At 59.7% G+C, this 26199-nt stretch carries 19 protein-coding genes and 1 tRNA gene; 7 read left to right on the forward strand and 13 right to left on the reverse strand.

The annotated features are described in order from the left end of the window. Positions 1 to 2 precede the first annotated feature (2 nt). The 4 genes from secD to queA form a co-directional block, all read right to left on the reverse strand. Positions 3 to 1871, reverse strand: coding sequence for a protein translocase subunit SecD (gene secD / locus ABIE16_RS06410; RefSeq protein ID WP_057716306.1), 1869 nt, complete (start codon positions 1869 to 1871; stop codon positions 3 to 5). Positions 1872 to 1935: 64 nt separating this feature from the next. Next, the gene (gene yajC / locus ABIE16_RS06415) at positions 1936 to 2271 is read right to left on the reverse strand and encodes a preprotein translocase subunit YajC (protein WP_007956696.1); all 336 of its coding nucleotides are present in this window, start codon (positions 2269 to 2271) and stop codon (positions 1936 to 1938) included. A gap of 43 nt (positions 2272 to 2314) precedes the next feature. Further along, positions 2315 to 3430, reverse strand: coding sequence for a tRNA guanosine(34) transglycosylase Tgt (gene tgt / locus ABIE16_RS06420; RefSeq protein ID WP_162130301.1), 1116 nt, complete (start codon positions 3428 to 3430; stop codon positions 2315 to 2317). 14 nt (positions 3431 to 3444) lie between these two features. Then, on the reverse strand, positions 3445 to 4509 hold the full coding sequence (gene queA, locus ABIE16_RS06425) for a tRNA preQ1(34) S-adenosylmethionine ribosyltransferase-isomerase QueA (protein WP_429520734.1): 1065 nt from the start codon (positions 4507 to 4509) through the stop codon (positions 3445 to 3447). 107 nt (positions 4510 to 4616) lie between these two features. On the opposite strand from queA, the gene ABIE16_RS06430 reads away from it, so the two are divergent. Both ABIE16_RS06430 and ABIE16_RS06435 read left to right on the forward strand, forming a co-directional pair. Next, positions 4617 to 4701 (forward strand) — tRNA-Leu (locus tag ABIE16_RS06430). Positions 4702 to 4851: 150 nt separating this feature from the next. Then, positions 4852 to 5181, forward strand: a complete 330-nt coding sequence (locus ABIE16_RS06435) for a hypothetical protein (protein ID WP_429520735.1) — start codon at positions 4852 to 4854, stop codon at positions 5179 to 5181. Positions 5182 to 5378: 197 nt separating this feature from the next. Here ABIE16_RS06435 and drt2 read toward each other — a convergent pair whose 3' ends face one another. Then, on the reverse strand, positions 5379 to 6674 hold the full coding sequence (gene drt2, locus ABIE16_RS06440; protein WP_429520736.1) for an antiviral reverse transcriptase Drt2: 1296 nt from the start codon (positions 6672 to 6674) through the stop codon (positions 5379 to 5381). A gap of 836 nt (positions 6675 to 7510) precedes the next feature. Between drt2 and ABIE16_RS06445 the strand changes: the two genes are divergently transcribed. From ABIE16_RS06445 to ABIE16_RS06465, 5 genes are all read left to right on the forward strand, one after another. Beyond that, complete coding sequence (locus ABIE16_RS06445; RefSeq protein WP_150813618.1) at positions 7511 to 7822, forward strand: DUF3077 domain-containing protein; 312 nt, start codon at positions 7511 to 7513, stop codon at positions 7820 to 7822. Between the two features lie 748 nt (positions 7823 to 8570). Then, positions 8571 to 9047, forward strand: a complete 477-nt coding sequence (locus ABIE16_RS06450) for a formate dehydrogenase subunit gamma (RefSeq protein WP_154910404.1) — start codon at positions 8571 to 8573, stop codon at positions 9045 to 9047. Continuing rightward, positions 9044 to 10606, forward strand: coding sequence for a formate dehydrogenase beta subunit (locus tag ABIE16_RS06455; RefSeq protein WP_429520737.1), 1563 nt, complete (start codon positions 9044 to 9046; stop codon positions 10604 to 10606). The genes ABIE16_RS06450 and ABIE16_RS06455 overlap by 4 nt, the downstream gene beginning before the upstream one ends. Further along, complete coding sequence (gene fdhF / locus ABIE16_RS06460; protein ID WP_429520738.1) at positions 10603 to 13479, forward strand: formate dehydrogenase subunit alpha; 2877 nt, start codon at positions 10603 to 10605, stop codon at positions 13477 to 13479. The genes ABIE16_RS06455 and fdhF overlap by 4 nt, the downstream gene beginning before the upstream one ends. Continuing rightward, positions 13476 to 13697 (forward strand): formate dehydrogenase subunit delta, encoded by a 222-nt coding sequence (locus ABIE16_RS06465; protein WP_057716316.1) that lies wholly within the window; start codon positions 13476 to 13478, stop codon positions 13695 to 13697. The genes fdhF and ABIE16_RS06465 overlap by 4 nt, the downstream gene beginning before the upstream one ends. Positions 13698 to 13851: 154 nt before the next feature. On the opposite strand, the gene ABIE16_RS06470 is transcribed toward ABIE16_RS06465, so the two are convergent. The 8 genes from ABIE16_RS06470 to ABIE16_RS06505 form a co-directional block, all read right to left on the reverse strand. After that, positions 13852 to 14193, reverse strand: coding sequence for a potassium channel family protein (locus ABIE16_RS06470; RefSeq protein WP_154861668.1), 342 nt, complete (start codon positions 14191 to 14193; stop codon positions 13852 to 13854). Between the two features lie 283 nt (positions 14194 to 14476). Next, the gene (locus tag ABIE16_RS06475) at positions 14477 to 16120 is read right to left on the reverse strand and encodes a fatty acid--CoA ligase (protein WP_429520739.1); all 1644 of its coding nucleotides are present in this window, start codon (positions 16118 to 16120) and stop codon (positions 14477 to 14479) included. A gap of 24 nt (positions 16121 to 16144) precedes the next feature. After that, a complete protein-coding gene (locus ABIE16_RS06480; protein WP_429520740.1) occupies positions 16145 to 17923 on the reverse strand; it encodes an acyl-CoA dehydrogenase C-terminal domain-containing protein in 1779 nt (592 codons plus the stop codon). A 6-nt stretch (positions 17924 to 17929) separates the two neighbouring features. Further along, positions 17930 to 20449, reverse strand: coding sequence for an efflux RND transporter permease subunit (locus ABIE16_RS06485; protein ID WP_429520741.1), 2520 nt, complete (start codon positions 20447 to 20449; stop codon positions 17930 to 17932). Between the two features lie 16 nt (positions 20450 to 20465). Continuing rightward, complete coding sequence (locus ABIE16_RS06490) at positions 20466 to 21557, reverse strand: WD40/YVTN/BNR-like repeat-containing protein (RefSeq protein ID WP_218494974.1); 1092 nt, start codon at positions 21555 to 21557, stop codon at positions 20466 to 20468. Positions 21558 to 21781: 224 nt separating this feature from the next. Beyond that, the gene (locus ABIE16_RS06495; protein WP_057716322.1) at positions 21782 to 23140 is read right to left on the reverse strand and encodes a DUF1329 domain-containing protein; all 1359 of its coding nucleotides are present in this window, start codon (positions 23138 to 23140) and stop codon (positions 21782 to 21784) included. Positions 23141 to 23181: 41 nt separating this feature from the next. Continuing rightward, positions 23182 to 25185 (reverse strand): DUF1302 domain-containing protein, encoded by a 2004-nt coding sequence (locus ABIE16_RS06500; RefSeq protein ID WP_102669165.1) that lies wholly within the window; start codon positions 25183 to 25185, stop codon positions 23182 to 23184. Between the two features lie 124 nt (positions 25186 to 25309). After that, entirely contained in the window at positions 25310 to 25876 is a 567-nt protein-coding gene (locus ABIE16_RS06505; RefSeq protein WP_057716669.1) for an RBBP9/YdeN family alpha/beta hydrolase, read from the reverse strand. Positions 25877 to 26199: the final 323 nt, after the last annotated feature.

Consider the following 26199-nt stretch of genomic DNA (forward strand, 5'->3'; position numbering starts at 1 on the left):
CCTTAAATCCACAACTTCTTGAAGTCACGACCGCCGAAGATCAGGTTGACCATCGCGCGGGTCACCATGATGGCCGTGAACATCGAGGTAAAGATCCCGAGGGACATGGTCACTGCGAAGCCCTTGACCGGGCCGGTGCCCATGGCAAAGAGGATGCCGCCGACCAACAGTGTTGTCAGGTTGGCGTCGAGAATCGCGGTGAATGCCCGGCCGAAGCCTTCGTTGATTGCACGCTGCACGGTCATGCCGGCGGCGATCTCTTCACGGATCCGCGAGAAGATCAGCACGTTGGCGTCGACCGCCATACCCATGGTCAACACGATACCGGCGATACCCGGCAGGGTCAGCGTTGCACCCAGCAGAGACATCAAGGCCAGCAGCATCACCATGTTCACCGTCAACGCGACGGTGGCGATGATGCCGAAGAAGCGGTAGATGGCGATGATGAACAGCGAGACGAACAGCATGCCCCACAGCGATGCATCGATACCCTTGGTGATGTTGTCGGCACCCAGGCTTGGACCGATGGTGCGTTCTTCAGCGAAGTACATCGGAGCGGCCAGACCACCGGCACGCAGCAGCAGCGCCAGTTCGGACGACTCGCCCTGGCCGTTCAGGCCAGTGATGCGGAACTGAGCACCCAGCGGCGACTGAATGGTCGCCAGGCTGATGATCTTCTTCTCTTCCTTGAAGGTCTGAACCGGCACGTCTTTCTCGACGCCGTTGACCACCTGCTTGGTGTAAGTGGTAACCGGGCGCTGCTCGATGAAGATCACCGCCATGCTGCGACCGACGTTCGAACGGGTCGCACGGCTCATCAGCTCGCCGCCGTGGCCATCCAGACGGATATTCACTTCTGGCCTGCCGTGCTCGTCGAAGCCAGCCTTGGCGTCGGTTACCTGGTCACCGGTGATGATCAGGCCACGCTCGATCAGCGCAGGAGGACGGTTGCCCTCACGGAACTCGAAGGATTCGGAAGTGGCTTTCGAAGCACCCGGCTCAGCCGCCAGACGGAACTCGAGGTTGGCCGTCTTGCCGAGGATACGCTTGGCTTCGGCGGTGTCCTGCACGCCCGGCAGCTCAACCACGATGCGGTTGGCGCCCTGACGCTGGACGATCGGTTCGGCAACACCCAGCTCGTTGACGCGGTTACGTACCGTGGTCAAGTTCTGCTTGATGGAGTATTCACGGATTTCCGCCAGCTTGGCCGGGGTCATCGCCAGACGCAGCACCGGTTGACCGTTGAGGTCGGCCGGAACAATGTCGAAATCGTTGAAGTTCTTGCGGATCAGCGTACGGGCCTGTTCGCGGGCTGCTTCATCAGTGAAGCCCAGCTGAATGGCACCGCCCAGTTGCGGCAGACTGCGATAGCGCAGCTTCTCTTTACGCAGCAGGCTCTTGACGTCGCCTTCGTAGACTTTCAGGCGCGCGTCGAGGGCTTTGTCCATGTCCACTTCCAGCAGGAAGTGCACACCACCGGACAAGTCCAGACCCAGCTTCATCGGGTGCGCAGCGAGGTTGCGCAGCCATTGCGGGGTGGTTTGTGCCAGGTTCAGCGCGACGACGTAGTCATCACCCAATGCCTTGCGCACGACGTCCTTGGCCGGCAGCTGGTCTTCAGCCTTGGTCAGGCGAATCAGACCGCCCTTGCCGCCCTCTGCCAGCGTGGCAGCCTTGACGTTGATCCCGGATTCCTTGAGCGCAGCGCTCACGCGATCCAGATCAGCCTGATTGACTTGCAGCGCAGTGCTTGCACCGCTGACCTGAATGGCCGGGTCATCAGGATAAAGATTGGGAGCGGAATAAATCAGACCGACCGCCAGCACCGCCAGGATCAGAATGTATTTCCACAGAGGATATTTGTTCAGCATCACGCCGCCCGTTTATGACGCGGGGCGCCTTGCGCGCCCCGTCGATTGAAAATGAAGTTGAAACTTAGATCGCTTTGAGCGTGCCTTTTGGCAGCGTGGCGGCGATGGCGCCTTTCTGGAACTTCATTTCGACGGTGTCGGAAACTTCCAGAACGACGAAATCGTCGGCCACTTTAGTGATCTTGCCGGCGATGCCGCCGGTGGTCACAACTTCGTCGCCTTTCTGCAGGCTGCTCAGCAGGTTTTTCTGCTCTTTGGCGCGTTTGGCCTGTGGACGCCAGATCATCAGGTAGAAGATGACCAGGAAGCCGACCAGGAAAATCCACTCGAAACCGCCGCCCATAGGGGCTGCCGCAGGTGCAGCAGCGTCTGCCATGGCATTAGAGATAAAAAAGCTCATTTAGCACTCCAGTTGCAAATGTTGAATCTTGGGGTCAGTAAACTCAGTCCAAAGGCGGAACAGGCAACCCGCGTTTGGCGTAGAAGGCATCGACAAAGGCGGCCAATGTACCCTGTTGAATAGCCTCGCGCAAACCAGCCATAAGCACTTGATAATGGCGCAAGTTATGGATGGTATTGAGCATGCTTCCCAGCATTTCGCCGCACTTGTCCAGGTGATGCAGATAAGCGCGGGAGAAGTTCTGGCAGGTATAGCAATCGCAGGTCGGATCGAGCGGCGAATCATCATGGCGATGGAACGCGTTACGGATCTTCAGCACGCCGGTATCAATGAACAGATGCCCATTGCGGGCATTACGGGTTGGCATCACGCAATCGAACATGTCCACACCGCGGCGCACACCCTCAACCAAGTCTTCCGGTTTGCCAACGCCCATAAGGTAACGAGGTTTGTCAGCCGGCATCATGCCCGGCAGGTAATCCAGCACCTTGATCATCTCGTGCTTGGGCTCGCCTACCGACAGACCGCCGATGGCCAGGCCATCGAAGCCGATCTTGTCGAGGCCTTCCAGGGAGCGCATACGCAGGTCCTGGTGCATGCCGCCCTGAACGATACCGAACAGCGCCGCCGTGTTGTCGCCATGGGCTTCTTTCGAACGCTTGGCCCAACGCAGGGACAATTCCATGGAGATGCGGGCGACGTCTTCGTCGGCCGGGTACGGCGTGCATTCGTCGAAAATCATCACAATGTCGGAGCCCAGGTCACGCTGGACCTGCATCGACTCTTCCGGGCCCATGAACACCTTGGCGCCGTCGACCGGGGAAGCGAAGGTCACGCCCTCCTCCTTGATCTTGCGCATGGCGCCCAGGCTGAACACCTGGAAACCGCCGGAGTCAGTCAGAATCGGGCCTTTCCACTGCATGAAATCGTGCAGGTCGCCGTGCTTCTTGATCACTTCCGTGCCCGGGCGCAGCCACAGGTGGAAAGTGTTGCCCAGAATGATTTCCGCGCCCGTCGCCTCGATATCCCGTGGCAGCATGCCCTTGACCGTGCCGTAGGTGCCCACCGGCATGAAAGCTGGGGTCTCGACGGTACCGCGCGGGAAGGTCAAACGACCGCGACGAGCCTTGCCATCAGTGGCCAGCAGCTCGAAAGACATACGACAGGTGCGACTCATACAGTTTCCTCTGGGCCCGATTCTTTAGGGGCAGTCGGCGCAGGATTACGCGTGATGAACATCGCATCACCGTAGCTGAAAAAGCGGTACCCGTTGTCGACGGCGGCCTTATAGGCGGCCATGGTTTCGGGATAACCGGCGAACGCCGAAACCAGCATCAACAGCGTGGATTCAGGCAAATGGAAGTTGGTGACCAAGGCATCGACCACATGAAACGGCCGGCCCGGGTAGATGAAAATGTCGGTATCGCCACTGAACGGCTTGAGCACGCCATCGCGGGCGGCGCTTTCCAGGGAACGCACGCTGGTGGTCCCCACGGCCACCACACGACCACCGCGAGCGCGACAGGCGGCGACGGCATCGACCACGTCCTGGCCGACTTCCAGCCATTCTGTGTGCATGTGGTGGTCTTCGAGCTTCTCGACGCGCACCGGCTGGAAAGTACCAGCGCCGACGTGCAAGGTCACGAACGCAGTCTCGACGCCCTTGGCGGCAATCGCCTCCATCAGCACCTGATCGAAATGCAGCCCCGCCGTCGGCGCCGCCACCGCGCCCAAACGCTCGGCGTAGACGGTCTGGTAACGCTCGCGGTCGGCGCCCTCGTCCGGGCGGTCTATATAAGGAGGCAGCGGCATGTGCCCGACACGGTCGAGCAACGGCAACACCTCCTCAGCGAACCCCAGCTCGAACAACGCATCGTGACGCGCCAGCATTTCAGCCTCGCCACCGCCGTCGATGAGGATCTTCGACCCAGGCTTGGGCGACTTGCTGGAACGCACATGGGCCAGCACGCGATGACTGTCGAGCACCCGCTCCACCAGGATTTCCAGCTTGCCGCCGGAAACCTTCTGGCCAAACAGCCGCGCCGGAATCACCCGGGTATTGTTGAACACCATCAAATCGCCGGGGCGCAAATGCTCCAGCAAATCAGTGAATTGACGGTGTGCCAGGGCGCCGCTGACCCCATCAAGGGTCAACAGGCGACTATTGCGCCGCTCGGCCAGCGGATGGCGGGCGATCAGCGAATCAGGGAGCTCGAAGGTAAAGTCAGCAACGCGCATGATGGGGTTCGTCTAGCAGGGCCGGGAAGTCTAGCGGAATTATCAAAAATTCTCCATGTACCTGATTGACCAGCGGTTATCTCATCTCTATACTTCGCCGCCATTGAGCCCTGATGGCGGAATTGGTAGACGCGGCGGATTCAAAATCCGTTTTCGAAAGGAGTGGGAGTTCGAGTCTCCCTCGGGGCACCAAAATTAAGAAAGGTCTTGCTTTGCAAGGCCTTTTTTTTCGTCTGTAGAAAAGCCACAGACTCTCTGTAGGAGCCGGCTTGCTGGCGATGCTTTTGACTCTGCTCTTCCACACCACCCGCACCGCCGGAATATTTCACAAGGATTCCCCCCATGGAATTGCACCTGGAAACCGTCGCCCTCTTCTCCCTCAAGCTGGCTTATGAGTCGGAAGATTCAAGCCCGATTTTGCGTGACGATCTGGTCATGGGTGATTACCAGCGGGATGTGTTTGAGTTGCTGGTGCGTCGGGGGGATGTTGAGGCGATTCAGGTGAAGGTGGATGAGTGTGTGGGGTTGGCGTTGGAAGCCATTGGGGGTGTGGATAAGCCGTTGGGGCGGGAGTTGCGGAGGTTGGCGGGTGAATTTGCCAGTATTCAGACGATGGAGCAGATTGATGCCCCGCTCGTTGCGCTTAAGGATTATCTGAAAGATATTCAATGAGTCAAGGCGGGCGGATCTAAAAATCGGGAATACACGATAGTCAGACAACATTATTCGCTACCTGCTATCCAATGATAAGTATTTCCCCTTTCTCGTTGAGCGAAAATTGACGGGACTTTCTTTTTCAGGAATTATATCTACTCTCTTTATTCATTATTCTCCTACGCCCTCATCACCCAGAACCATTGCAAACTTCTTTATTGACTACCTGACCTAGCATCAGCTAACAACTTGTTTAGCTTTTTCCAATGAGAACGCAACTGCTTTCTAATTGATTGGGAATCCATAATATTTGCCGCCCTGAATCCATATGAAATGAAATTCCTTCGCCCAAGGTAGCTATAACCCCTATAGATGGTACGAAGAAAAAGCTCTCGCGGAAGCTCCCCCCTTTCAGCCCGAAGCTCATTGCAACGATCCATTGCTTTCTTACTTACCCAGATACGCTTGCGAAGCTTTTTATAGTATCTCGTTATAGATGATGATCGAATATGCTCACGCTGCCCATCAAACGAAAAACCAAGATAGTGCACCGGCTTATCAGAGTGAAGTTTGCCACCAGCATCAAAGGTAAATTGTCTAATTTCTGTTTTCTTCTCCTGCAAATTCAACCCCAGCTTTCTAATTTCATCATTTACAAATTCATAAATTTCATCCTCCTTTTCCGCATCACATATGACGAGTATATCGTCGCAATAGCGATAGAAGACTGATTCCGTCAAGGACAATTTGGAAAGCAAAGCGAGATCAAACTCCAACATATAGATATTGGATAGTAGGGCACTTATTGGAGATCCTTGCGGAATGCCTCGTGACTCGGGGTTGGTAGCAAGAAGTCCTCCACCTCTCACATCATCACGGAATCGTTTGGCCGAGCAGAGACGCTTATCCTCAACTCGTGGATTATGGATCGATACACCGAGCTTATTATAGAGGGCGACTTTATCGACGCGAGAACTTTTGGTGATCGATTTGAAAACCGCAAAATGATCAGCCGAAAGTTTCTCGACTCCTAGCAACTTCGCCCAAGCCGCCTTCAACCGTGAATGATCAAGACGATCAAAGAACTTCTCAACGTCGAATGCAAGAACGCAGCATGCTCCCTTAGCCTTGATTTCGCAGAATGCATCATGCGCGAAATGAATATTATTTTTCCCCTCAATGGAGCGAAAGGCTAATACCGACGTATGCAAACCTCGCCGCGCCAGCTCATTCTCATATAGTTGACTTAAAACGAAGCAGTAGTATGCATATATGTGCGAATCCAAGTGAGCCGAGTAACTGATTGGCCTAGGCTTGGGATTTTTAACGAATACACCACGATCATTATCTAATCGATACTTCAAAATCACTGAGGTATAGGTAATAAAAGGATAAAACGAATGAGCTGCGACTTTCTGAGGAGATGAAACGTAATCTAGAGCAACTTTCTGGCCAACAGGACGATCAAAATGAAGATACTTTCTAGATTTATACCAGGGCAGTTCGTCCATGCTCACACCTTGATAAGCCAACCGGTGGGACTAGGATGGCGGCAATCCCTAAACCGCCCCACCGGCTAAACTTAATGCTCTAAACATTATCCATCTTTTCAGACTAGGCCGCGTATTGCTAGAGTTGACGTATAGTGTCAGTATCACGATTACATCTGGAGGTTCTCAATGAAGAGATTCCGCGTGCTGTTGTTCGCCATGTGTATCCCGCTGATAAATAATCATGGGTGGCTTGACAACTTGTGATCCACCTCATGGCCTAATGCCACAAGCACTTTGAATCTAGCACAAGGAATGTGATCACGCCTAGGTCGCGTATCATATTTTTCACCCGTAGCCTCGCCCCAAAAAAACCAAGGCGTCTTCCAACACCGTAGTTTTACACCGGAAAAAATAAGATTCGGATCAAAACGGGAACAAACCACATTTTTTGCCATTGGTGTTTGTGATCGAATCCCTCCAAGGTTGCAGGATCTAAATCTGCGCGATACCCTCCCACCGTCGCTGCCAATTCAGCGACCGGGTGTGGTAACCCGAGTTATTCAAGGCGCAACAGCGCCCCAATCACGTCTTCAGGCGCTTTTTTTATGCCTGCGGCGTGAGTTATGGCGGCTGTGCGTGGGACGCCCTCGGGCGTGCCGGTTTCCTTGATTCCCGGTTTACCACCCTGCGCACAGCTGTCACCCATTCGTGTGGTAACGAACGTGGCAGCTCCTCATATCAAGGAGTTGGATAATGCGCAGTATCAATCCGTTTGAAATTTGGCTTTCCCCTCGACGCAGCTCCCAATCGCGTAACCCCCGCCCCCATTGCCTCTTCATCCTCAGAGGTGGCCAATGACCGAACAACCTGAACTCAAAACTATCGGCCTGACGCCCGCCATCTACTGCGCGGATCAAGCGCTGTTTCATGTCACTCGCGGCGTTCCTCTCGGTGATGCGTTATCCATGGCCTCCGACTTTCTGTTCCTGGCCAAGACGCTTACTGAAGATGCCGCTTATGCCAGAGATACCGACCGTCATGCCTGGGCGGCGCATTATCTGACTTCGATGAGTAAGGCGTTGGTGGATGATGCGGTGAAGGTGCTTACTCGGGATCGGGATAATGAGCTGGCGTCTAAGCGGACGGGGGCTAAGGCTGAGGGGTAGTGGGCGAGGCGTCAGGATAGTTTTTGGTTTCAAAAGTCAGACGTGACGCTGTGAGAGCGGGCTTGGTTGCGGTGGCCGGGGTATTCAGCGGGACATGTGGATGCCTTGCGTTTTTCGCGAGCAAGCCCGCTTCCACAGGGGGTTGCGGTGGGCTGGCGGGCATTGTTTGGCCCCAGTGTGTGAGTGGGTTTGTGGTGCAATCTTCAGCATTGAGGGTGGTTGGGCTGGCGCTTTCGCGAGCAAGCTCGCTCCCACAGGGGGGTTGTGTGGCGGGTGGTATTTCGGCTTGGCCTTGAGGTTTTTCGGGTTTTTTTGTGTTCGGTTCGGGGGATGGCTTTCGGTTTGTAGCGGAATGGATCGGCGGATCTGCTCCGTAGAATGCCCATGGTTCTGATGCTTCTTCTGCCCTGTAATGCTTGCTATACATCAGCCATCGACAGGCCCTCCGGGCATTTGGCCAGTGTGTGAACGCCCCTTGCGGCACTCATCTAGACTTAATGGATAGTCGTAGGCAGAACCGAGCACGTCGCTTTGGTGCAGGTCGATCAACAGCAGCGTGGCAAGCTGCCCTTTATGCCCAGTAGAGATGCGGCGAAGACCGCGTCGGGCACAACAAGATGCCCGCTCAGGGTGCCCTGGCCAACGGCCTGAAAATGCCACGATACCGTGACGTGGTGTGAGTGCCGCAGCCGACACTTTCGGACGACCGACGACCATCTGGTTTGTCCGTGACCGTGAGGATTGCTGAATGCCTGATGAGATGTTGCACCTGCCTGTGGTCAACAGTCTGCTGGAGCGCCACAAGGGCTCTGCGGGTGCGCTGTTGCCCATTCTTCATGATATTCAGGAACGCATCGGTTACGTCCCCGATGTCGCCGTCCCCGAGATTGCTCATGCCCTCAATCTGAGTCAGGCCGAGGTTCGCGGGGTGATCAGTTTTTACCATGACTTCCGCACCGCGCCTCCGGCCAAACATATCCTGCGGCTGTGCCGGGCTGAGTCGTGCAAGAGCCGCGGTGCCGAGCAGTTGGCCGCGCAGTTGCGTGAGCGTCTGCAACTGGACGATCACGGCAGTAGCGCCGATGGCAGCATCAGTTTGCGGCCAGTTTATTGCCTGGGTGCGTGTGCCTGTTCACCGGCCTTGGAGCTGGATGGCCGGGTGCATGCGCGGCTGAGCGCTGAGCGTCTGGATGCCTTGCTCGACGCTTGCCGGGAGGACGCATGATGCCGACTCTCTATCTGCCCTGTGATTCTCTTGCCCGTGCCGTGGGTGCCGATGAGGTATCCGTGGCCCTGATCTCTCAGGCCAAGGAACGCAATCTGCCGCTGGAGCTACAGCGCACCAGTTCGCGCGGCCTGTACTGGCTGGAGCCGCTGCTGGAAGTGGACAGCCCCCAAGGCCGGATCGGTTTCGGCCCATTGACCGCTGCCGATGTGCCGTCGGTGCTCGATGCGTTGCAAGGCGAGCCGTCCAGCCATCCACTGGCCTTGGGCCTGGTGGAAGAATTGTCTTATCTGAAGACTCAACAACGCCTGTTGTTCGCCCGTGCTGGTATTACCCGGCCGCTGTCCCTCGAGGATTACCGCGCTCATGGCGGTTTCGAGGGCTTGACCCAGGCCATCGCCCTTGGCGGCGAGCAGACCGCGACGGCAGTGTTCGATTCAGGCCTGCGTGGCCGTGGCGGCGCGGCCTTCCCCGCCGGGATCAAGTGGCGCACGGTGCGCGCTACCGAAGCTGTGCAGAAATACATCGTGTGCAACGCCGACGAAGGCGACTCCGGCACTTTCGCCGACCGCATGTTGATGGAAGGCGACCCCTTCCTGCTGATCGAAGGCATGGCCATTGCCGGTCTCTGCGTCGACGCCACCTACGGCTACATCTATGTTCGCTCGGAATATCCCGATGCTGTGGCCACGCTACGTGCAGCGTTGAACATCGCCCGAGATGCCGGTTACCTCGGCGCCAATGTCGGCGGCAGCGGCCAGGCCTTCGATATGGAAGTGCGAGTCGGTGCCGGCGCTTACATCTGTGGTGAAGAAACCGCGCTGCTGGACTCCCTCGAAGGCAAGCGCGGGATCGTTCGCGCCAAGCCGCCAATTCCTGCCTTGAAGGGTCTGTTTGGCCTGCCGACGCTGGTGCACAACGTGCTGACTTTGGCCTCGGTGCCGCTGATTCTGGCCAAGGGTGCGCAGTTCTATCGTGATTACGGCATGGGCCGTTCTCTGGGCACCATGCCCTTCCAGTTGGCGGGCAATATTCGTCATGGCGGTCTGGTGGAACGGGCCTTTGGCCTGACCCTGCGGGAGCTGGTGGAAGACTACGGCGGCGGGACCGCCAGTGGCCGGCCGCTGAAGGCCGCACAGGTTGGCGGCCCCCTCGGCGCCTGGGTGCCACCTTCGCAATTCGATACACCGCTGGATTACGAGGCCTTCGCCGCCATTGGCGCGATGCTCGGTCACGGTGGTGTGGTGGTGGCTGACGACAGCCTGGACATGGCCCACATGGCGCGTTTCGCCATGCAGTTCTGCGCCGAGGAATCCTGTGGCAAATGCACGCCGTGCCGCATCGGGTCGACCCGTGGCGTTGAGGTGATCGACCGCCTGCTCGCCGCGCCTGACGCGAGCGGTCGCGATGAGCAGGTGATCATCCTCAAGGACCTGTGCGACACCCTGCAATACGGTTCGCTGTGCGCATTGGGCGGCATGGTTTCCTTCCCGGTCGCCAGCGCCCTCAAGCACTTCCCCGCCGACTTCGGCTTGCAGCCCTCGGAGGCCGAGCAATGATCACTCTCTTCGACCCGAAAACCGATATCGATCTGGGTACGCCGGCCCGCGACAACCAGGTGCAAGTCACCCTGAACATCGATGGCCGCAGCATCAGCGTGCCCGAAGGCACCTCGGTGATGCGCGCCGCCGCGCTGCTGGGCACCACCATTCCCAAACTCTGTGCCACCGACAGCCTGGAAGCCTTCGGCTCCTGCCGCATGTGCCTGGTGGAGATCGACGGCATGCGCGGCTACCCCGCGTCCTGCACCACGCCGGTCACTGAAGGCATGACCGTGCACACCCAGACGCCAAAGCTCGCGACCCTGCGCCGTAACGTCATGGAGTTGTACATCTCCGATCACCCGCTGGACTGCCTGACCTGCTCGGCCAACGGCAACTGCGAGCTGCAAACCGTCGCCGGTCAGGTTGGCCTGCGGGAAGTGCGTTACGGCTATGAAGGCGAGAACCATCTGGAGGACGTGAAAGACACCTCCAACCCCTACTTCGATTACGACCCGAGCAAGTGCATCGTCTGTAACCGTTGCGTGCGCGCCTGCGAAGAAACCCAGGGCACCTTTGCCCTGACCATTACCGGGCGTGGTTTTGAATCCCGTGTGGCTGCCGCCGGTGGCGAGAACTTCCTCGACTCGGAATGCGTGTCCTGCGGTGCCTGTGTGCAGGCCTGCCCTACCGCGACGCTGATGGAAAAAAGCGTGGTCGAGCTGGGCCAGCCGGAACGTAGCGTGATCACCACCTGTGCCTATTGCGGCGTGGGTTGCTCGTTCCGCGCCGAGATGAAAGGCGACCAGTTGGTGCGTATGGTTCCGGACAAGAACGGCCAGGCCAACCACGGCCACTCTTGTGTCAAAGGGCGCTTTGCCTGGGGCTATGCGACACACCCGGATCGCATCACCAAGCCGATGATCCGCAAGCACATCAGCGACCCTTGGCAGGAAGTCAGCTGGGATGAAGCGGTGACTTACGCCGCCAGCGAATTCCGACGTCTGCAGCAAAAATATGGCCGCGACTCCATTGGTGGCATCACCTCCAGCCGTTGCACCAACGAAGAAACCTATCTGGTGCAGAAACTGGTGCGTGCGGCCTTCGGCAACAACAACGTCGACACCTGCGCACGGGTCTGCCACTCGCCGACCGGTTATGGCCTGAAGCAAACCCTGGGCGAGTCCGCCGGCACCCAGAGTTTCGACTCGGTGATGCAGGCCGACGTGATCCTGGTGATGGGCGCCAACCCCAGCGACGCCCACCCAGTGTTCGCCTCGCAACTCAAGCGCCGCCTGCGTGAAGGCGCGCGGCTGATCGTCATCGATCCACGGCGCATCGATCTGGTGGACACGGTGCACGCCCGCGCCGAATATCACTTGGCGCTGCGCCCTGGCACCAACGTCGCCATGCTCAATGCCTTGGCCCACGTGATCATCACTGAAGGCCTGCAAAACCAGGCCTTTATCGACGCCCGTTGCGAGGGTAGCGATTTCGCGATCTGGAGTGAATTCGTCAGCCGCGCGGAAAACTCGCCGGAAGCCCTTGGCCCGATCTGCGGTGTACCCGCTGCCGACATCCGTGCCGCTGCGCGCCTGTATGCCACCGGCGGAAATGCGGCGATCTACTACGGTTTGGGCGTCACCGAACACAGTCAGGGCAGTACCTCGGTGATGGGCATTGCCAACCTGGCCATGGCCACCGGCAACATCGGCCGCGAAGGCGTGGGCGTGAACCCGCTGCGGGGGCAGAACAACGTTCAGGGCTCCTGCGACATGGGCTCCTTCCCCCATGAACTACCTGGCTACCGGCACATCTCCAACGAGGTGGTGCGGGCGCAGTTCGAACAGGCCTGGAACGTCACCCTGCAACCCGACCCGGGCCTGCGCATCCCCAACATGTTCGAGTCGGCCCTGGCCGGCAGTTTCAAGGGCCTGTATTGCCAGGGCGAAGACATCGCCCAGAGCGATCCGAATACCCAGCACGTCACCGCCGCTTTGTCGGCCATGGAGTGCGTGGTGGTGCAGGACATTTTCCTCAACGAAACCGCCAAGTTCGCCCATGTGTTCCTGCCGGGCAGTTCGTTCCTGGAAAAAGACGGCACCTTTACCAACGCCGAGCGGCGTATCTCGCGGGTACGTAAAGTCATGGACCCGCTGGGCGGCAAGGCCGACTGGGAAGGCACGGTGGCCCTGGCCAATGCCTTGGGTTACCCGATGAACTACACGCACCCGTCGCAAATCATGGATGAGATCGCCAGCCTGACGCCGACGTTCACCAACGTCAGCTACGCCGCGCTGGATAGCCACGGCAGCCTGCAATGGCCGTGCAACGCCGAGGCACCGGACGGCACGCCGACCATGCACATCGAAGAGTTCGTGCGCGGCAAGGGGCGCTTCATGCTCACCGGCTACGTGCCCACCGAGGAAAAGGTCAACAGTCGCTATCCGCTGCTACTGACCACCGGGCGCATCCTCAGCCAGTACAACGTCGGTGCTCAAACCCGGCGTACCGACAACGTCGCCTGGCATGACGAAGACCGCCTGGAAATCCACCCGACCGACGCCGAGAGCCGTGGCATCAATGAAGGTGACTGGGTCGGTATCGGCAGCCGCGCCGGGCAAACCGTGCTGCGTGCGCGGATCACCGAACGGGTCGCCCCGGGCGTGGTGTACACCACGTTCCACTTCCCGGAATCGGGGGCCAACGTGATCACCACCGACAACTCCGACTGGGCCACCAACTGTCCGGAGTACAAGGTCACCGCCGTGGAAGTCAGCCGCGTTTATCACCCTTCGGAGTGGCAAAAACGCTTCCAGGAATTCAGCGATGAACAGCATCGTCTGCTCAAGGACCGGGGCCGTGGTGCCAAAGCGGAGGTACGCCGATGAGCACGAACAACCTGATCAAGATGGCCAACCAGATCGCCCAGTACTTTGCCAGCCAGCCGGACCAGCAACAGGCGGTGCTCAGCGTGCGCAATCATATGCAGATGTACTGGGCGCCCAGCATGCGCAAGGAATTGCTGGCCTGGCAGACGGAACATCAAGGGGCGGACTTGCACCCGCTGGTGCAGGCGGCGGTGACTGGGGCGGGTTGGGAGGCTTAGCCTGCTGGCTGCAAAAAACTGTGGGAGCGAGCTTGCTCGCGATGAGGGCTTAACATTCAGCATTTTTGCTGGCTGATACACCGCTATCGCGAGCAAGCTCGCTCCCACAGGGGTTTTGTGTTGGGGTTTGGCTTTGGGTTGACCAGGCTACACCCTATTCCTCCTTCCTCGCCGCCGTCACGGTCACTTCAATGGCCCGGACACTGATCGCCGCGAATGTCGCGGTCATCAGCACGCCGTTGAAACCCAGCAGGATCGCCAGCACTCGCGACACACCCAGTTTGGGCACCAGCTCTCCATAGCCGATGGTCAGGCCGGTCACGAAGGCGAAGTAGACACCGTCTAACGGGCCCCAGCCTTCCAGGTGGGCGATGATGAGGCCGAACGCAATGATCACCAAAAGCAGTATCGAGAAGATCGGCCACACCACTTTTAAATAGAACCAGACGGCTTTGTAGAACTCGTGGCGGACGTTTGATGCACGGGCGAGGTTCATGGCATGGGCTTCCTGGGGTTTGACTGACCTGCAGTTGAATGCGCGGCGCTAATTCCCCGTTCAGCTTGGCACAGGCGCTGAAAACTGCGACTAACGGGGCGTTATCTCTGACGAGGACTATGACAAAGATGACGCCCCGCAAACTATCCAGAAACCGCCCACTGTTGAATTCGTTGTAGGAGCGAGCTTGCTCGCGATGGTCGTGAACGATAACGCGTGTTTACAGGATAAACGCGGCGCCCTTGAGTCCATCGCGAGCAAGCTCGCTCCTACAGTGTTCGGGTCAGTTCGCTTCAGTTTCCCGAATCAGCTTCTTGTTGATCTTGCCGACGCTGGTCTTGGGGATTTCGGCGACGAACTTGAACTGCTTGGGAATCGCCCATTTGTTGATGCGGCCGCCATCGACAAAGGCTTGCAGGTGCGTCTCCAGAATCTTGCGGTCGAGGTATTGCCCGGGCTCGCAAACGACCATGGCCATCGGGCGTTCACCCCATTGTTCGTCGGCAATGCCCACCACGGCGACGGACATCACGCCCGGGTGTTCGCTGATCAGGCTTTCCAGTTCCAGGGAGCTGATCCACTCACCGCCGGTCTTGATCACGTCCTTGATGCGGTCCTTGATTTCCACGCCGCCCAGCTTGTCGATCGAGGCCATGTCGCCGGTGTGCAACCAGCCGTTGTGCCACAACTCCGCGCCTTTGTCCGGGGCTTTCAGATAGCCCTGGGTCAGCCACGGCGCGCGTACCACGATCTCGCCCAGGGACTCACCGTCATGGGGCACATCTTTGCCGTCGGCGTCGATGATCTTCAGGTCGACCAATGGCACCGGGGTGCCGGTCTTGATGCGGATCGGCAGTTGCGCTTCGGCGGACAGCTGCAGGTCTTCATCGCGCAGGTACGTCAGGCACAGCAACGGGCAGGTCTCGGACATGCCATAGCCTGCGTGCACCACCATGCCTTTGGCATTGGCTTCGCTGGCCACGCCGAGGGTCAGCGCGCTGCCGCCCAGGAGCATTTTCCAGCCATCGAAACGGGTCGCCTTGCCTTCCTCGCAGTTGAGGATCATCTGCAGGATGGTCGGCACGCAGTGGGAGAAGGTCACCTTCTCTTCACGGTACAGCTTGACCAGGCTGTTGGGTTCGTAGCGGCCCGGGTAGACCTGCTTGATGCCCATCAGGGTCGCGACATACGGCACGCCCCAGGCATGCACATGGAACATCGGCGTGATCGGCATGTACACGTCGTCGGAGCGCAGCAGCGGCTGGCCCTGATAGACGCCCAGGGTGCCGACGGCATTCAGGGTGTGCAGGACCAACTGGCGGTGGCTGAAGTACACGCCTTTCGGGTCGCCGGTGGTGCCGGTGGTGTAGAACAGCGTGGCGACCGAGTTCTCGTCGAAATCGGGGAAGTCGTAATGGTCCGAGGCCAGGGACAGCAGGTGCTCGTACTCGCCCAGCACCGGCAGCGAGGTCGTGGTCGCCTCGTCATCGGTGAGTTGCAGGTAGCCTTTAACGGTTTCCAGCCGACCGTGGATCTGCTCGACCAGGGGCAGGAAATCATCATGCACCAGCACCAGATCATCCTCGGCGTGGTTCATGGTGAACAGCACCTGCTCCGGCGACAGGCGAATGTTTACCGTGTGCAGCACCGCGCCGATCATCGGCACGGCGAAGAAGCATTCCAGGTAGCGGTGGCTGTCCCAATCGAGCAGGGCCACGGTGTCACCGGCCTTGACCCCGGCCGCCGTCAGCGCATTGGCCAGGCGGCGAATACGCTTGTTGAGGGTCTGGTAGCTGTAGCGCAGCTTGTCGGCGTAGACGATTTCCCGGCCCGGCTCGTAGCGCACGCCGGACAGCAGCAATTGCTTGATCAGCAAGGGGTAGGCATAGGCGCCGTCGGCGGGCGGAATTATTTTTGTCGCCATCATGTTTAAGGTTCCTTGTTCTTTCGATCAGAACTGATCGGCTTGCAGCTCGTAGAGGCAGTCGCTGCCGGCCTTGGCCGATGCGCTCAACGAGTGGATACGCGGCAGCAACCGGGCGAAGTAAAAACGCGCAGTGGCCAGTTTGCTGGTGTAGAAATCGTCCTCGGCATCGCCGCTTATGACCGCCTTGGCCATGCGCGCCCACATGTAGGCGTAAGCGGTGTAGCCGAACACGTGCAGGTACTCGACCGAGGCCGCGCCGATTTCGTTCGGGTTGTTTTGTGCCCGGTCCAGCAGCCACGCGGTCAGGTCGTCGAGAGTGTCGACGGCGGCGTTCAGCGGTTGGATGAACTCGGCAAGGTCAGCGCCAACGTTGGCGGTGAAGTTGCGGATTTCCGAAGCGAACAAGCGGTAGAGCGCCCCGCCGCTGCCGACGATCTTGCGCCCGGCCAGGTCCAGGGACTGGATGCCGTTGGTGCCTTCGTAGATCTGGGTGATGCGCACATCACGCACCAGTTGCTCCTGACCCCACTCACGGATGTAGCCGTGGCCGCCGAAGATCTGCTGGCCATGGAGGGTGGTTTCCAGGCCCATGTCGGTGAGGAAGGCCTTGGCCACCGGCGTCAGCAGCGATACCAGATCCTGCGCGCGCTGGCGTGTCGGTGCGTCTTCGCTGTACTTGGCGATGTCCAGTTGCAGGGCCACGTAGCTGGAGAACGCACGGCCGCCTTCGTTCAAGGCTTTCATGGTCAGCAGCATGCGGCGCACGTCCGGGTGCACGATGATCGGGTCGGCGGCCTTGTCCTTGAATTGCGCACCGGTTGGCGCACGGCTTTGCAGACGGTCACGGGCGTATTCGACGGCGTTCTGGTACGAGCGCTCGCCTTGGGCCAAGCCCTGGATGCCCACGCCCAGACGCTCGTAGTTCATCATGGTGAACATCGCCGCCAGGCCTTTGTTCGGTGCGTCGACGATCCAGCCGGTGGCGCCGTCGAAGTTCATCACGCAGGTGGCGGAGGCCTTGATGCCCATTTTGTGTTCGATGGAGCCGCAGGACAGCGCGTTGTTTTCACCCAGCGAACCGTCGGCGTTGACCAGCACTTTCGGCACCAGGAACAGCGAGATTCCTTTCGGGCCGGCCGGTGCATCGGGCAGCCGCGCCAGTACCAGATGGATAATGTTTTCCGTCAGGTCGTGCTCTCCACCGGTGATGAAAATCTTGCTGCCGCTGACCTTGTAGCTGCCATCGGCCTGGGGTTCGGCCTTGGTGCGGATCAGGCCCAGGTCGGTGCCGGAATGGGCTTCGGTCAGGCACATCGAACCGGTCCAGGTGCCGGCGTACATGTTCGGCAAGTAAGCCGCTTTCAGTTCTTCGCTGGCGTGGGCCTTGATCGACAGGCAGGCACCGGCGGTCAGCATCGGGTACAGGCCGAACGACAGGCTGGCCGAGTTGACCATCTCTTCGACCTGGGCCGAAATCGCCTTGGGCATGCCCATGCCGCCGTACTGCGGATCACCGCCGACACCCACCCAACCGCCCTCGGCGAAGGCTTGATAGGCCTGGGCAAAACCGTCCGGTGCGGTGACCGCGCCGTCGTTCCAGGTGCAGCCCTGTTCGTCGCTGGCGCGGTTCAGTGGCGCGATCACTTCGCCGCTGATCTTGCCGGCCTCTTCGAGGATGGCGGCGGCGGTCTCTTCATCGATCACGTCGGCCAGGCCGGGCAATTGTGCCCAGAGCCGGGACACCTGGAAAACCTCGTTGAGTACGAAGCGCATGTCGCGCAGGGGAGCTTTGTAATCAGACATCTTGGCTTACTCGGAAGTGGTCACGGCATGGGGCATGCCGGGACGTTCAGTGGATTCGGTGTTTTCGGTTGCCGCGACAGAACCGGGCTTGGGTGCCCGCTCGCGCAGCAGGAAGTACGACAGAGCGGGAATCAGGATCAGCGCGCCGAGCATGTTCCACAGGAACATGAAGGTCAGCAGGATGCCCATGTCGGCCTGGAACTTGATCGGCGACCAGACCCAGCACACCACACCGGCGGCGAGGGTGATGCCCACCAGCCCGACCACCCGGCCGGTGAAGGACACGGCGTTGCGATAGGCCTGGGACAGCGGCAAGCCCTGGCGCTGGAAGTGCAATTGCACGCTGAGCAGGTACAAGGCGTAGTCGACGCCGATGCCCACCCCGAGGGCGATCACCGGCAAGGTCGCGACTTTTACGCCGATACCCATGGCCACCATCAAGGCTTCGCAGAGGATCGAGGTCAGCACCAGCGGCAACAGGGCCACCAGTGTGGCCCGCCAACTGCGGAAGGTGATCAGGCAGAACAGCGTCACCGCGGCATACACGTACAGCAGCATGGTGCGGTTGGCTTCGCGCACCACGATGTTGGTCGCCGCCTCGATCCCGGCGGTACCGGCGGCGAGCAGGAACTGGCGATCCTCGCTGCTGTTTTCCTTGGCGAACTTGTCGGCAATCGCCACCACGGCATCGAGGGTTTCAGCCTTGTGATCCTTGAGGAAGGTGATCACCGGCATCAGCGAGCAGTCGGTGTTGAACAGCTCCGGCGAGTTGACCGAGGCTTGCTGGGCGGCGTAGTTGAGCACGTCCTGGTTGCGCTGGATGCTGTTGAGCTTGGGGTTGCCTTCATAAGTACCGGCAGTGATCTGCCGTACCGCGTTGACCAAGGACGCGGTCGCCTGCACGCCCGGATACTGTTGCAGCTCCCAGGCCAGGCGGTCGGCGAGCACCAGGGTCTTGTAGTTCAGGCAACCTTCCGGCGCGGTCTTGATCATCACAGCGAACAGGTCGCTGGACAGCGCGTAGTGGCTGGTGATGTAGGCGTTGTCGCGGTTGTAGCGCGAGTCGGCGCGCAACTCCGGCGCCCCGCTTTCCAGGTCGCCGATCTTCAGGTTCAGGCTGACCATGAAACCGCCGATGCCCATCAACACTGCGACCAATACGGCACCGGTGGCCCACTTGCGCGTGGTGAAGCGGTCGAGCAGGTCCCACAGTTTGCCGAAGCCTTTGTGGTGTTCGGCGCGATTGTCGATTTTCAGCGCACGCTCGGCGGCTTTCGCGCCCACACCGACATAGGACAGCGCCACCGGCATCAGCAACAGCGAGGTGAAGATCAGCACGGCGACGCCGATGCTGGCGGTAATCGCCAGGTCCTGGATCACCGGAATATCGATCAGCATCAACACGGCGAAGCCCACGGCATCGGCCAGCAATGCGGTGACACCGGCGATGAACAGACGGCGGAAGGTGTAGCGCGCAGCGATCAGTTTGTGGGTGCCGCGGGCGATGTCCTGCATGATGCCGTTCATCTTCTGCGCGGCGTGGGACACTCCGATGGCGAAGATCAGGAACGGCACCAGCACCGAGTACGGATCGATGGCGTAGCCGAGCCAGGCGACGATACCCAGTTGCCAGACCACCGCGACCAGCGAGCAGCCGACCACCAACAGGGTGCTGCGCACGCAACGGGTGTAGGCGTAGATGATCACCAGCGACGTGACGACGGCCAGGCCGAAGAACATCATCACCTGAATCAGGCCGTCGATCAGGTCGCCCATCAATTTGGCGAAGCCGATCACCCGCACCTTGTACTGACCAGTGCCTTCTACCCCGGATTTACGCGCAGCGCTGTCACCGGCGTATTCGATCTTGTCGCGCAACTGCTCTTCGAGCATCTGCGAGAAGGCGTGGTAGTTGATGCGTTGACCGCCGGCGGCGGCTTTGTCCATCAGCGGCACGATCAGCATGGTCGACTTGAAATCACTGGCTACCAGGCTGCCGACGACACCGGCGCGGGAGATGTTCTGGCGCAACTGTTCGATTTGCTCAGGCTGCCCCGAATAGGTGTCGGGCATCACCGGGCCACCCTGGAAACCGTCCTCGGTGACTTCGGTCCAGCGTACGGCCGGGCTCCACAGCGACTTCATCCAGGCGCGGTCGACGCCTTCGGTGAGGAACAGCTGGTCGTTGACCTGCTTGAGCACGTCCAGGTATTCGGGATCGAAAATATCGCCCTGGGTGTTCTCGACCACCACGCGCACCGAGTTGCCCAGACCGCGCAGCGACTGGCGGTTTTCCAGGAAGTTCTGGATGTAGGGCTGGCTCTGGGGAATCATTTTTTCGAAGCTTGGGCGCAACTCCAGGCGAGTCACGGCCATGAAGCCCAGCACCACGGTGGCGAGCGCCATCAGCAGCATGAACAGCGGGCGGTAGTTGAACACCAGCCGCTCGAGGAGGTTGCCGGAGCGGTGGTCGAAATCCCGCAGTTCGCGGATCACCGGCATGGCGTCTTGTTTGATATTGCCCATGTCTGGGTTCTCGCTCTTAGGGTTCGAGGGCTGGATCGGCGGACAGCGTCCGGGCACCACGGCTGCCGGCCAGCACCAAGGCGCCATTGGCGGACTGGGTGGCGCCGGCGACCGGGGTCGGCGCCGGTTGCTGCTTCAGATGCAACTGCGCGCCCGTCCCTTGGCTGACCAGCATCTGCCCGCCCTGGGTGAACAAGCGATAATTGCCACGGGCATCGATCAGGCCTGCGGTGATGCTGACGTGCAGGCCCGTGTCCAGTGCGGTCCAGCTCTGGCCGCCGTCGGTGCTGCGCAGCACGTTGCCGCGCAGGCCATAGATCAGCACTTCGCCAGGCTTGCCGAGCACGCCGAAGAAGCTGCCTTGATAAGGCGTCGGTACCGCGTTGAAGCGTTGGGCGCTGTCGTCCCATTTGAGCAGCAGGCCTTGCTCGCCCGCGATGTACACACTGTCGCCGGTAGAGGCGATGGCGTTGAGATGGAAACCCTGGGGGTTGTCGGTGCGGTCCTGGAATGGCGTCCAGGTCAGGCCACCGTCGTCGGTACGCAGGATCAGGTTGAATACCCCGACCACATAGCCGGTTTTGTCGTTGGCGAACCAGACGCCGAGCAGCGGTTTGTCCGCGCCCTGATCGGCTAGTCGTTGGCCTTCCATGGCCAACTGGGGCCATTGCTCATTGCCCGGTTCGGCGCTGGCCAGCGCCGTGTAATGCTTGACCAGCAAGGCGCCGATCTGACGACCGTCGAGTTGCTTTTGCCAAGTCGCGCCGGCGTCGCTGCTGTGCAGCACCACGCCGTCATTACCCACCGCCCAGCCTTGGGTGGTGGTCGGAAAATTCACCGCAGTGAGGTCGGCACTGGCCGGTACGGCGGCCTGTTGCCAGTGGTTTCCCGAATCATCGGAAAACAGAATATGGCCACGCTGGCCGACGGCAATCACGCGCCCGCCGGCGCGGGTCATGCCGGACAACGGGCTGTTGATCGCCAAGGCACTGACTCTGGCGGGCAGGTCCAGTACATCGACGTAATCGGCCGCCTGGGCGATGCCCTGCGACAGGCCGAGCACAACGCCAAACGCCAGCTGCAAAATATTATTTTTATACGAACACATACTGCGTCCTCTTCGGAAAACCGCGCCGGGACACACATCCGTGTGCCTGACGTTCAAACCTTGCGCCGTGCAGGTCATGCCGTTTGTAGGAGCGAGCTTGCTCGCGATGGGCGTTAACGATGACGCGTGCTGTCTGGACACCCGCGTCGCCCACTCGTCCATCGCGAGCAAGCTCGCTCCTACAACAACGCACCCGACCGTGCGGGTGCGTTGTTGCGGTTGGCTTAGCGAATACCGGCGCCGGCCAGGGATTCCGAAGACCACTGGGCCTTGGAGAGCGGCTCGATGTACTTGATGCCGCCGTAAGGGCCGACTACGCCGTTGATGTTGTAGGAACCACCGACCAGGTCGTAGATCATGAACGGCGTGGAGTCCGGAACCTGCTTGTCATAGCTCTGGCTCAGGAAGGCGAAGGAACCGCGATAGAGCTGACCACGAGCGTCATATTGATCCGAGGCCAAAGCGGTCCAGCTGTCTTCGTCGAGGTAGAAGCGGCGCTTCTGGTAGATGTGACGAGCACCGGCCTTGAGGTTGCCTTCCACGACCCATACACGGTGTTTTTCCCAGCGTACGAAGTCAGGTGAAAGGTGATTGGCGGTGGTCAGCGACTTCGGATCCTGCACGTAGGTCAGCTTGTAAGTGTTGTAGGGCACGATCATTTCCTGCTTGCCCACCAGCTTCCAATCGTAGCGATCCAGCGCACCGTTGAAGACAAACACGTCATCGTAGGTGCCCGCACCGGCGGTACCCGGGTTTGGCGTGTCGTAAGCCAGGCTCGGAGCCAGTTTCACTCGACGCTGCCCCGGCAAGTACTGCCAGGCGCGACGCGGTTGCTGCAACGGGTTGGCGGCATCCTTGAGCATGATCGCCTCACCGGCGCGGCGCGCAGGGCCGGTGTATGCCAGCTTCATCTGGTAGTACACGTCGGCGCTGCTGATCGGCTGCGAGAGGTTTTCATAGATCGGGTAGGAGATGTTCGCTTGCCCGGTGGTCGCCAGGCTCGGAACGCCCGCGGAGTCAACGTTCCAGGAGTCGTACTTGGAACTGATGCTGACGCCTTGGTAGCGCAACAGGAAGTTCCACATCGCTTCATTGCCCGACTGCGGAATCGGAAACGGAATGCCCGGCAGCACGTTGTCGATGGCCAGGCCACCTTCCAGGGACTTGGCGCCGCTGGCGTTCTTCACGCCGTTATCCAGGATCGCTTGAGGCAGCGAAACGGTGCGGTGCGTCGGGAACACGTCGACACGGAACGTCGGGAAACGCTTGGCCAGTTCTACCGTGGTCGCCGTGAGCATGCCCTTGTACTGGTCGACGTTCTTGCCGTCGATCACCAGTACCGGCTTTTCACTGGCAAACGGGTCCGGGCGCATGCTGTCGCCGGCCTTGAAGCTGGCCGGCGGGGTGGTCAGGCCACCGTTGTAGGCAGGAATGGAACCATCAGCGTTCCCGGCTTTTTCAGCCCCTACCTGTGTCAGGCTGGTGCCCAACTTGGCAGCTTCCTGGGTTGAAACAGCAGCCTGTGCCTGAGCGGCGAAGACCATGGCCAGCGAAGCGGCCAACACGGTTTTTACAAATTTCATCTTGTTATTCTCCTGCTTGCATTGAGCAAATCAGTGGTGAATCAGAATGTTGTTTTCATCGTCAGGTACACGGCGCCACGGTCCTCAGTCGTGGCACCACCTCCGGAGAAGGACGAGTAGCCACCGGCGTAACAGGCGTAGTTTTCGTTGCCGCTAAAGGCGTTCGGGGTGGAGCCGTCACCGCCCTTGGAGCCGGTGCTCACACCGCTGACGTTGCACTTGTCGGTTTCGCCAAAGGAGTCCACGTACTTCAGGTCGACAAAGTATTTGTTGTAGACAATGGCACCCACGCCCACGGCATAGTTGCCGGTGTCCTTGGCACCGCCACCGGAGACCGGCGACACACCGTCGAGACCGACGTTGACGGACATCGGCGCGTTGAGATCGACACCCGGGAATACCTGGTACCAGGTCGGTGTGAAGTTGACCGCCAGACCCCAGTTGTCACGGGTCGGCGCGTCGATGCCGCGATAGCTGTCCTTACCCTTGTAGAGCGCTTCGTTCTTGCTATCGAGCTTGAGCAGGTTGCTGTAGTACAGCTCGGCAAGCACAGTCGCCTGATCGAACACCGGGGTTTTCGGCAGGGTCATCAGACCGTTGAGCGTCCAGTGCAGGGTGTCGCCTGTGGCGCTCATGCTGTCGCCACGGCTCGGGGTGTCATAGACCACACCAGTGGCGTCCGTACGTGCAGGCAGCAGACCAAGCCCTTGCCCCAGGCCCAGCGGGCTGCGGGTACTGACGATCGCCGGGATACTGGCCAGCGGCATGTTGTGACGAACGTTCAGGTCCGAACCCACGCTCACGCCACCCACGTCCTTGGACAAGCTCAGGCCAAGGATCTTGATGTTGTCGGCATAGGCCAGTTGATAGGTGGCGGTGTCCAGCGAATTGAGGGTGTTGATCACCGCTGGCACTTGCCCCGCCGGACGGGTGCCGTTCGGGTTGGCCGAGGTAATGCCCCTGGCGTCCAGATAGGCTTGGGGCAGGATTTCCGAGGTTTCGCGGTAGTAAACGCCAAGGGTGCCATCCAGCCAGGCCGGCGACCATTTGGCCATGACGCCCCAGTCACCGCTGTCATGCGGAGTCAGATCCTTGCCACGACGCACATTGGTCAAGGCGTTGCACGGCGCCAGGCCACAACCTAGCGGGCTGCCCGGTACCACGGCGTTGGTGTTGCCCAACAGGAACGATTGCGCGCCGAAGCCGACCAGGTCGGAACCACCGTAATAAGTGCCCGCTTCCGGCAGACGCGCGGCATCCCAATTCAGGAAATACTGGGCGCCCACGGTCAGCTCGGGATTGACGGTGAACGACATCGACAACTGGTTACGCGGAACGAACAGTTCCTTGGCCTCGGTACCCGGCGACGCGGCAAGCTTGGCCAGGTCGAGGCCGGACTGGCCATAGCTGACCGAGTGCACCGGGTTGAGAATGGTCTCGCCCCAGAACACGTTGTGCTGACCAGCCTTGGCGCTGAACATCGACTCCTCGCCCACTTCGGTGCTGTAGAACACGAAGGCATCGAGGATTTCGCCCGAAGGACCGCTGTAGTAGCGCTGGGCATAATTGCTCAGGTGCGAGCTGCCGTTGCCGACGTTGTCACGGGTGACCCCGGCCAGGCGCGGGTCATTGGCGATCAGGCCCGAGGTCGATCCATTGCCGTTGACGAACGGGTTGGAGTTGGAGCCGGTGTTGTCATAGGCCTTGTCGTACCAGCTGGCGGCGCTGACGCGAAAGCCCATGGCGTTCTTGTAGACCACGTCCATTTCGGTCAACAGATCGATACGGTTGGTGATGTTGGTCCCGGCCTTGCGGAAGTTGTAGTCGCCGTCGTTATTGTTCGGCGTTCCCAACATGCGTTTGTCGGCGCTTTCGGTGCGCACGCCATAGTTGTACTTGATGGTGTTATCCACGCGGACGTTCCAGTCCGGATTCCCCGTCTCGATCTCGACCGCATGGGCCGCAGGTACCGTTGCCGCAAGAATGGCTGAGGCCAGCAAGGTGTAGCGTGGAGCGGTGAAGCCGTGACTCTTATTGTTGTGCATTGCGTTGTCTCCGCTTTTTTGTCTTTGTTTTAAGCGCAGCCGCCCTCGCGCAAACATTGATGGGTTTGCGTTTAAGGAATGAGGGCAAATGCCGGTTGGCGTACTGCCAGTCCAGCTCCTTGTACTAGCGATCGAGCTCCAGGATGAGTGCTTCAGCTTGCTGCCAGTGGCCAAATCCTGCGGCCGGATTGAGGTGGCCGACATCGCCCAGATTGAGCAATTCGGCGCCCCAGCCTTCTGCCATGCGGGTGACCGCAGGAAGGCTGGCCAAGTGATCGTTGGTGCTGCCGGCCACGATGCTGCGAAATGGCAGCGGGCCTTGTGGCAGAGGATTCCAGCCCTGGCTACGCAGGGTTTCGGAAGACGGATAGTTTGACGGCCAGACCGCATCGAGGTCCGGTGGCGCGGCCAGCAAAGCGCCCTTGATCGGACGGCTGTAGTGCGCAGCCCAGTGCGCGACCATCAGCACGCCGGCGCTGTGGGCCACCAGAATCACGGGGCCGTCGATTTGTTCGAGTTCGTGTTGAATCGCCCGCACACGGGCCATGCAATCGAGTTTGTCGGTCTCCAGCGGCGCAACACTGCGCACGTTGCTCAGCCTGGCGGCAAGCAATGTTTGCCAATGTTCGGCCACGTGCTCGCGCAGACCCGGAACGATCAGAATGGTGGCGGCAGTTTGCAGTTTGTCCACGGTCAACACCTTCGCTTTCTCGATAACTCGACTGGCTGTTTTCGCCAGGGGCTTTTTGTAGTGTCGACATTAAAGAGCGCCCACCCGAAGCGCTTTACATTGGACGTCATGCACTTTTCTTTTGATGACAAATTGTCCGACAGCAGGACAGTGCGACCACTGGTCGAAAATCCCCGCAGGTTGGCGCAAGGTCACTGTAATCAACGGATGAGCGCTGATGGCTCCATGCAGCGTAGAAGATTGGTGACCGTATGGCATGAAATCCATCAACGACATGACAACTGTTCAACTGTTGATACGCTGGATATAGTCGCCACGCTCAC

Source organism: Pseudomonas sp. 2725 (assembly GCF_050434585.1).
GTDB classification, from domain to species: domain Bacteria; phylum Pseudomonadota; class Gammaproteobacteria; order Pseudomonadales; family Pseudomonadaceae; genus Aquipseudomonas; species Aquipseudomonas jessenii.

What these genes read in the sequence shown, in the direction of transcription:
- secD (WP_057716306.1), bottom strand. Translation starts at nt 1,871, where the DNA reads ATGCTGAACAAATATCCTCTGTGGAAATACATTCTGATCCTGGCGGTG.
- yajC (WP_007956696.1), bottom strand. Translation starts at nt 2,271, where the DNA reads ATGAGCTTTTTTATCTCTAATGCCATGGCAGACGCTGCTGCACCTGCG.
- tgt (WP_162130301.1), bottom strand. Translation starts at nt 3,430, where the DNA reads ATGTCTTTCGAGCTGCTGGCCACTGATGGCAAGGCTCGTCGCGGTCGT.
- queA (WP_429520734.1), bottom strand. Translation starts at nt 4,509, where the DNA reads ATGCGCGTTGCTGACTTTACCTTCGAGCTCCCTGATTCGCTGATCGCC.
- ABIE16_RS06435 (WP_429520735.1), top strand. Translation starts at nt 4,852, where the DNA reads ATGGAATTGCACCTGGAAACCGTCGCCCTCTTCTCCCTCAAGCTGGCT.
- drt2 (WP_429520736.1), bottom strand. Translation starts at nt 6,674, where the DNA reads ATGGACGAACTGCCCTGGTATAAATCTAGAAAGTATCTTCATTTTGAT.
- ABIE16_RS06445 (WP_150813618.1), top strand. Translation starts at nt 7,511, where the DNA reads ATGACCGAACAACCTGAACTCAAAACTATCGGCCTGACGCCCGCCATC.
- ABIE16_RS06450 (WP_154910404.1), top strand. Translation starts at nt 8,571, where the DNA reads ATGCCTGATGAGATGTTGCACCTGCCTGTGGTCAACAGTCTGCTGGAG.
- ABIE16_RS06455 (WP_429520737.1), top strand. Translation starts at nt 9,044, where the DNA reads ATGATGCCGACTCTCTATCTGCCCTGTGATTCTCTTGCCCGTGCCGTG.
- fdhF (WP_429520738.1), top strand. Translation starts at nt 10,603, where the DNA reads ATGATCACTCTCTTCGACCCGAAAACCGATATCGATCTGGGTACGCCG.
- ABIE16_RS06465 (WP_057716316.1), top strand. Translation starts at nt 13,476, where the DNA reads ATGAGCACGAACAACCTGATCAAGATGGCCAACCAGATCGCCCAGTAC.
- ABIE16_RS06470 (WP_154861668.1), bottom strand. Translation starts at nt 14,193, where the DNA reads ATGAACCTCGCCCGTGCATCAAACGTCCGCCACGAGTTCTACAAAGCC.
- ABIE16_RS06475 (WP_429520739.1), bottom strand. Translation starts at nt 16,120, where the DNA reads ATGATGGCGACAAAAATAATTCCGCCCGCCGACGGCGCCTATGCCTAC.
- ABIE16_RS06480 (WP_429520740.1), bottom strand. Translation starts at nt 17,923, where the DNA reads ATGTCTGATTACAAAGCTCCCCTGCGCGACATGCGCTTCGTACTCAAC.
- ABIE16_RS06485 (WP_429520741.1), bottom strand. Translation starts at nt 20,449, where the DNA reads ATGGGCAATATCAAACAAGACGCCATGCCGGTGATCCGCGAACTGCGG.
- ABIE16_RS06490 (WP_218494974.1), bottom strand. Translation starts at nt 21,557, where the DNA reads ATGTGTTCGTATAAAAATAATATTTTGCAGCTGGCGTTTGGCGTTGTG.
- ABIE16_RS06495 (WP_057716322.1), bottom strand. Translation starts at nt 23,140, where the DNA reads ATGAAATTTGTAAAAACCGTGTTGGCCGCTTCGCTGGCCATGGTCTTC.
- ABIE16_RS06500 (WP_102669165.1), bottom strand. Translation starts at nt 25,185, where the DNA reads ATGCACAACAATAAGAGTCACGGCTTCACCGCTCCACGCTACACCTTG.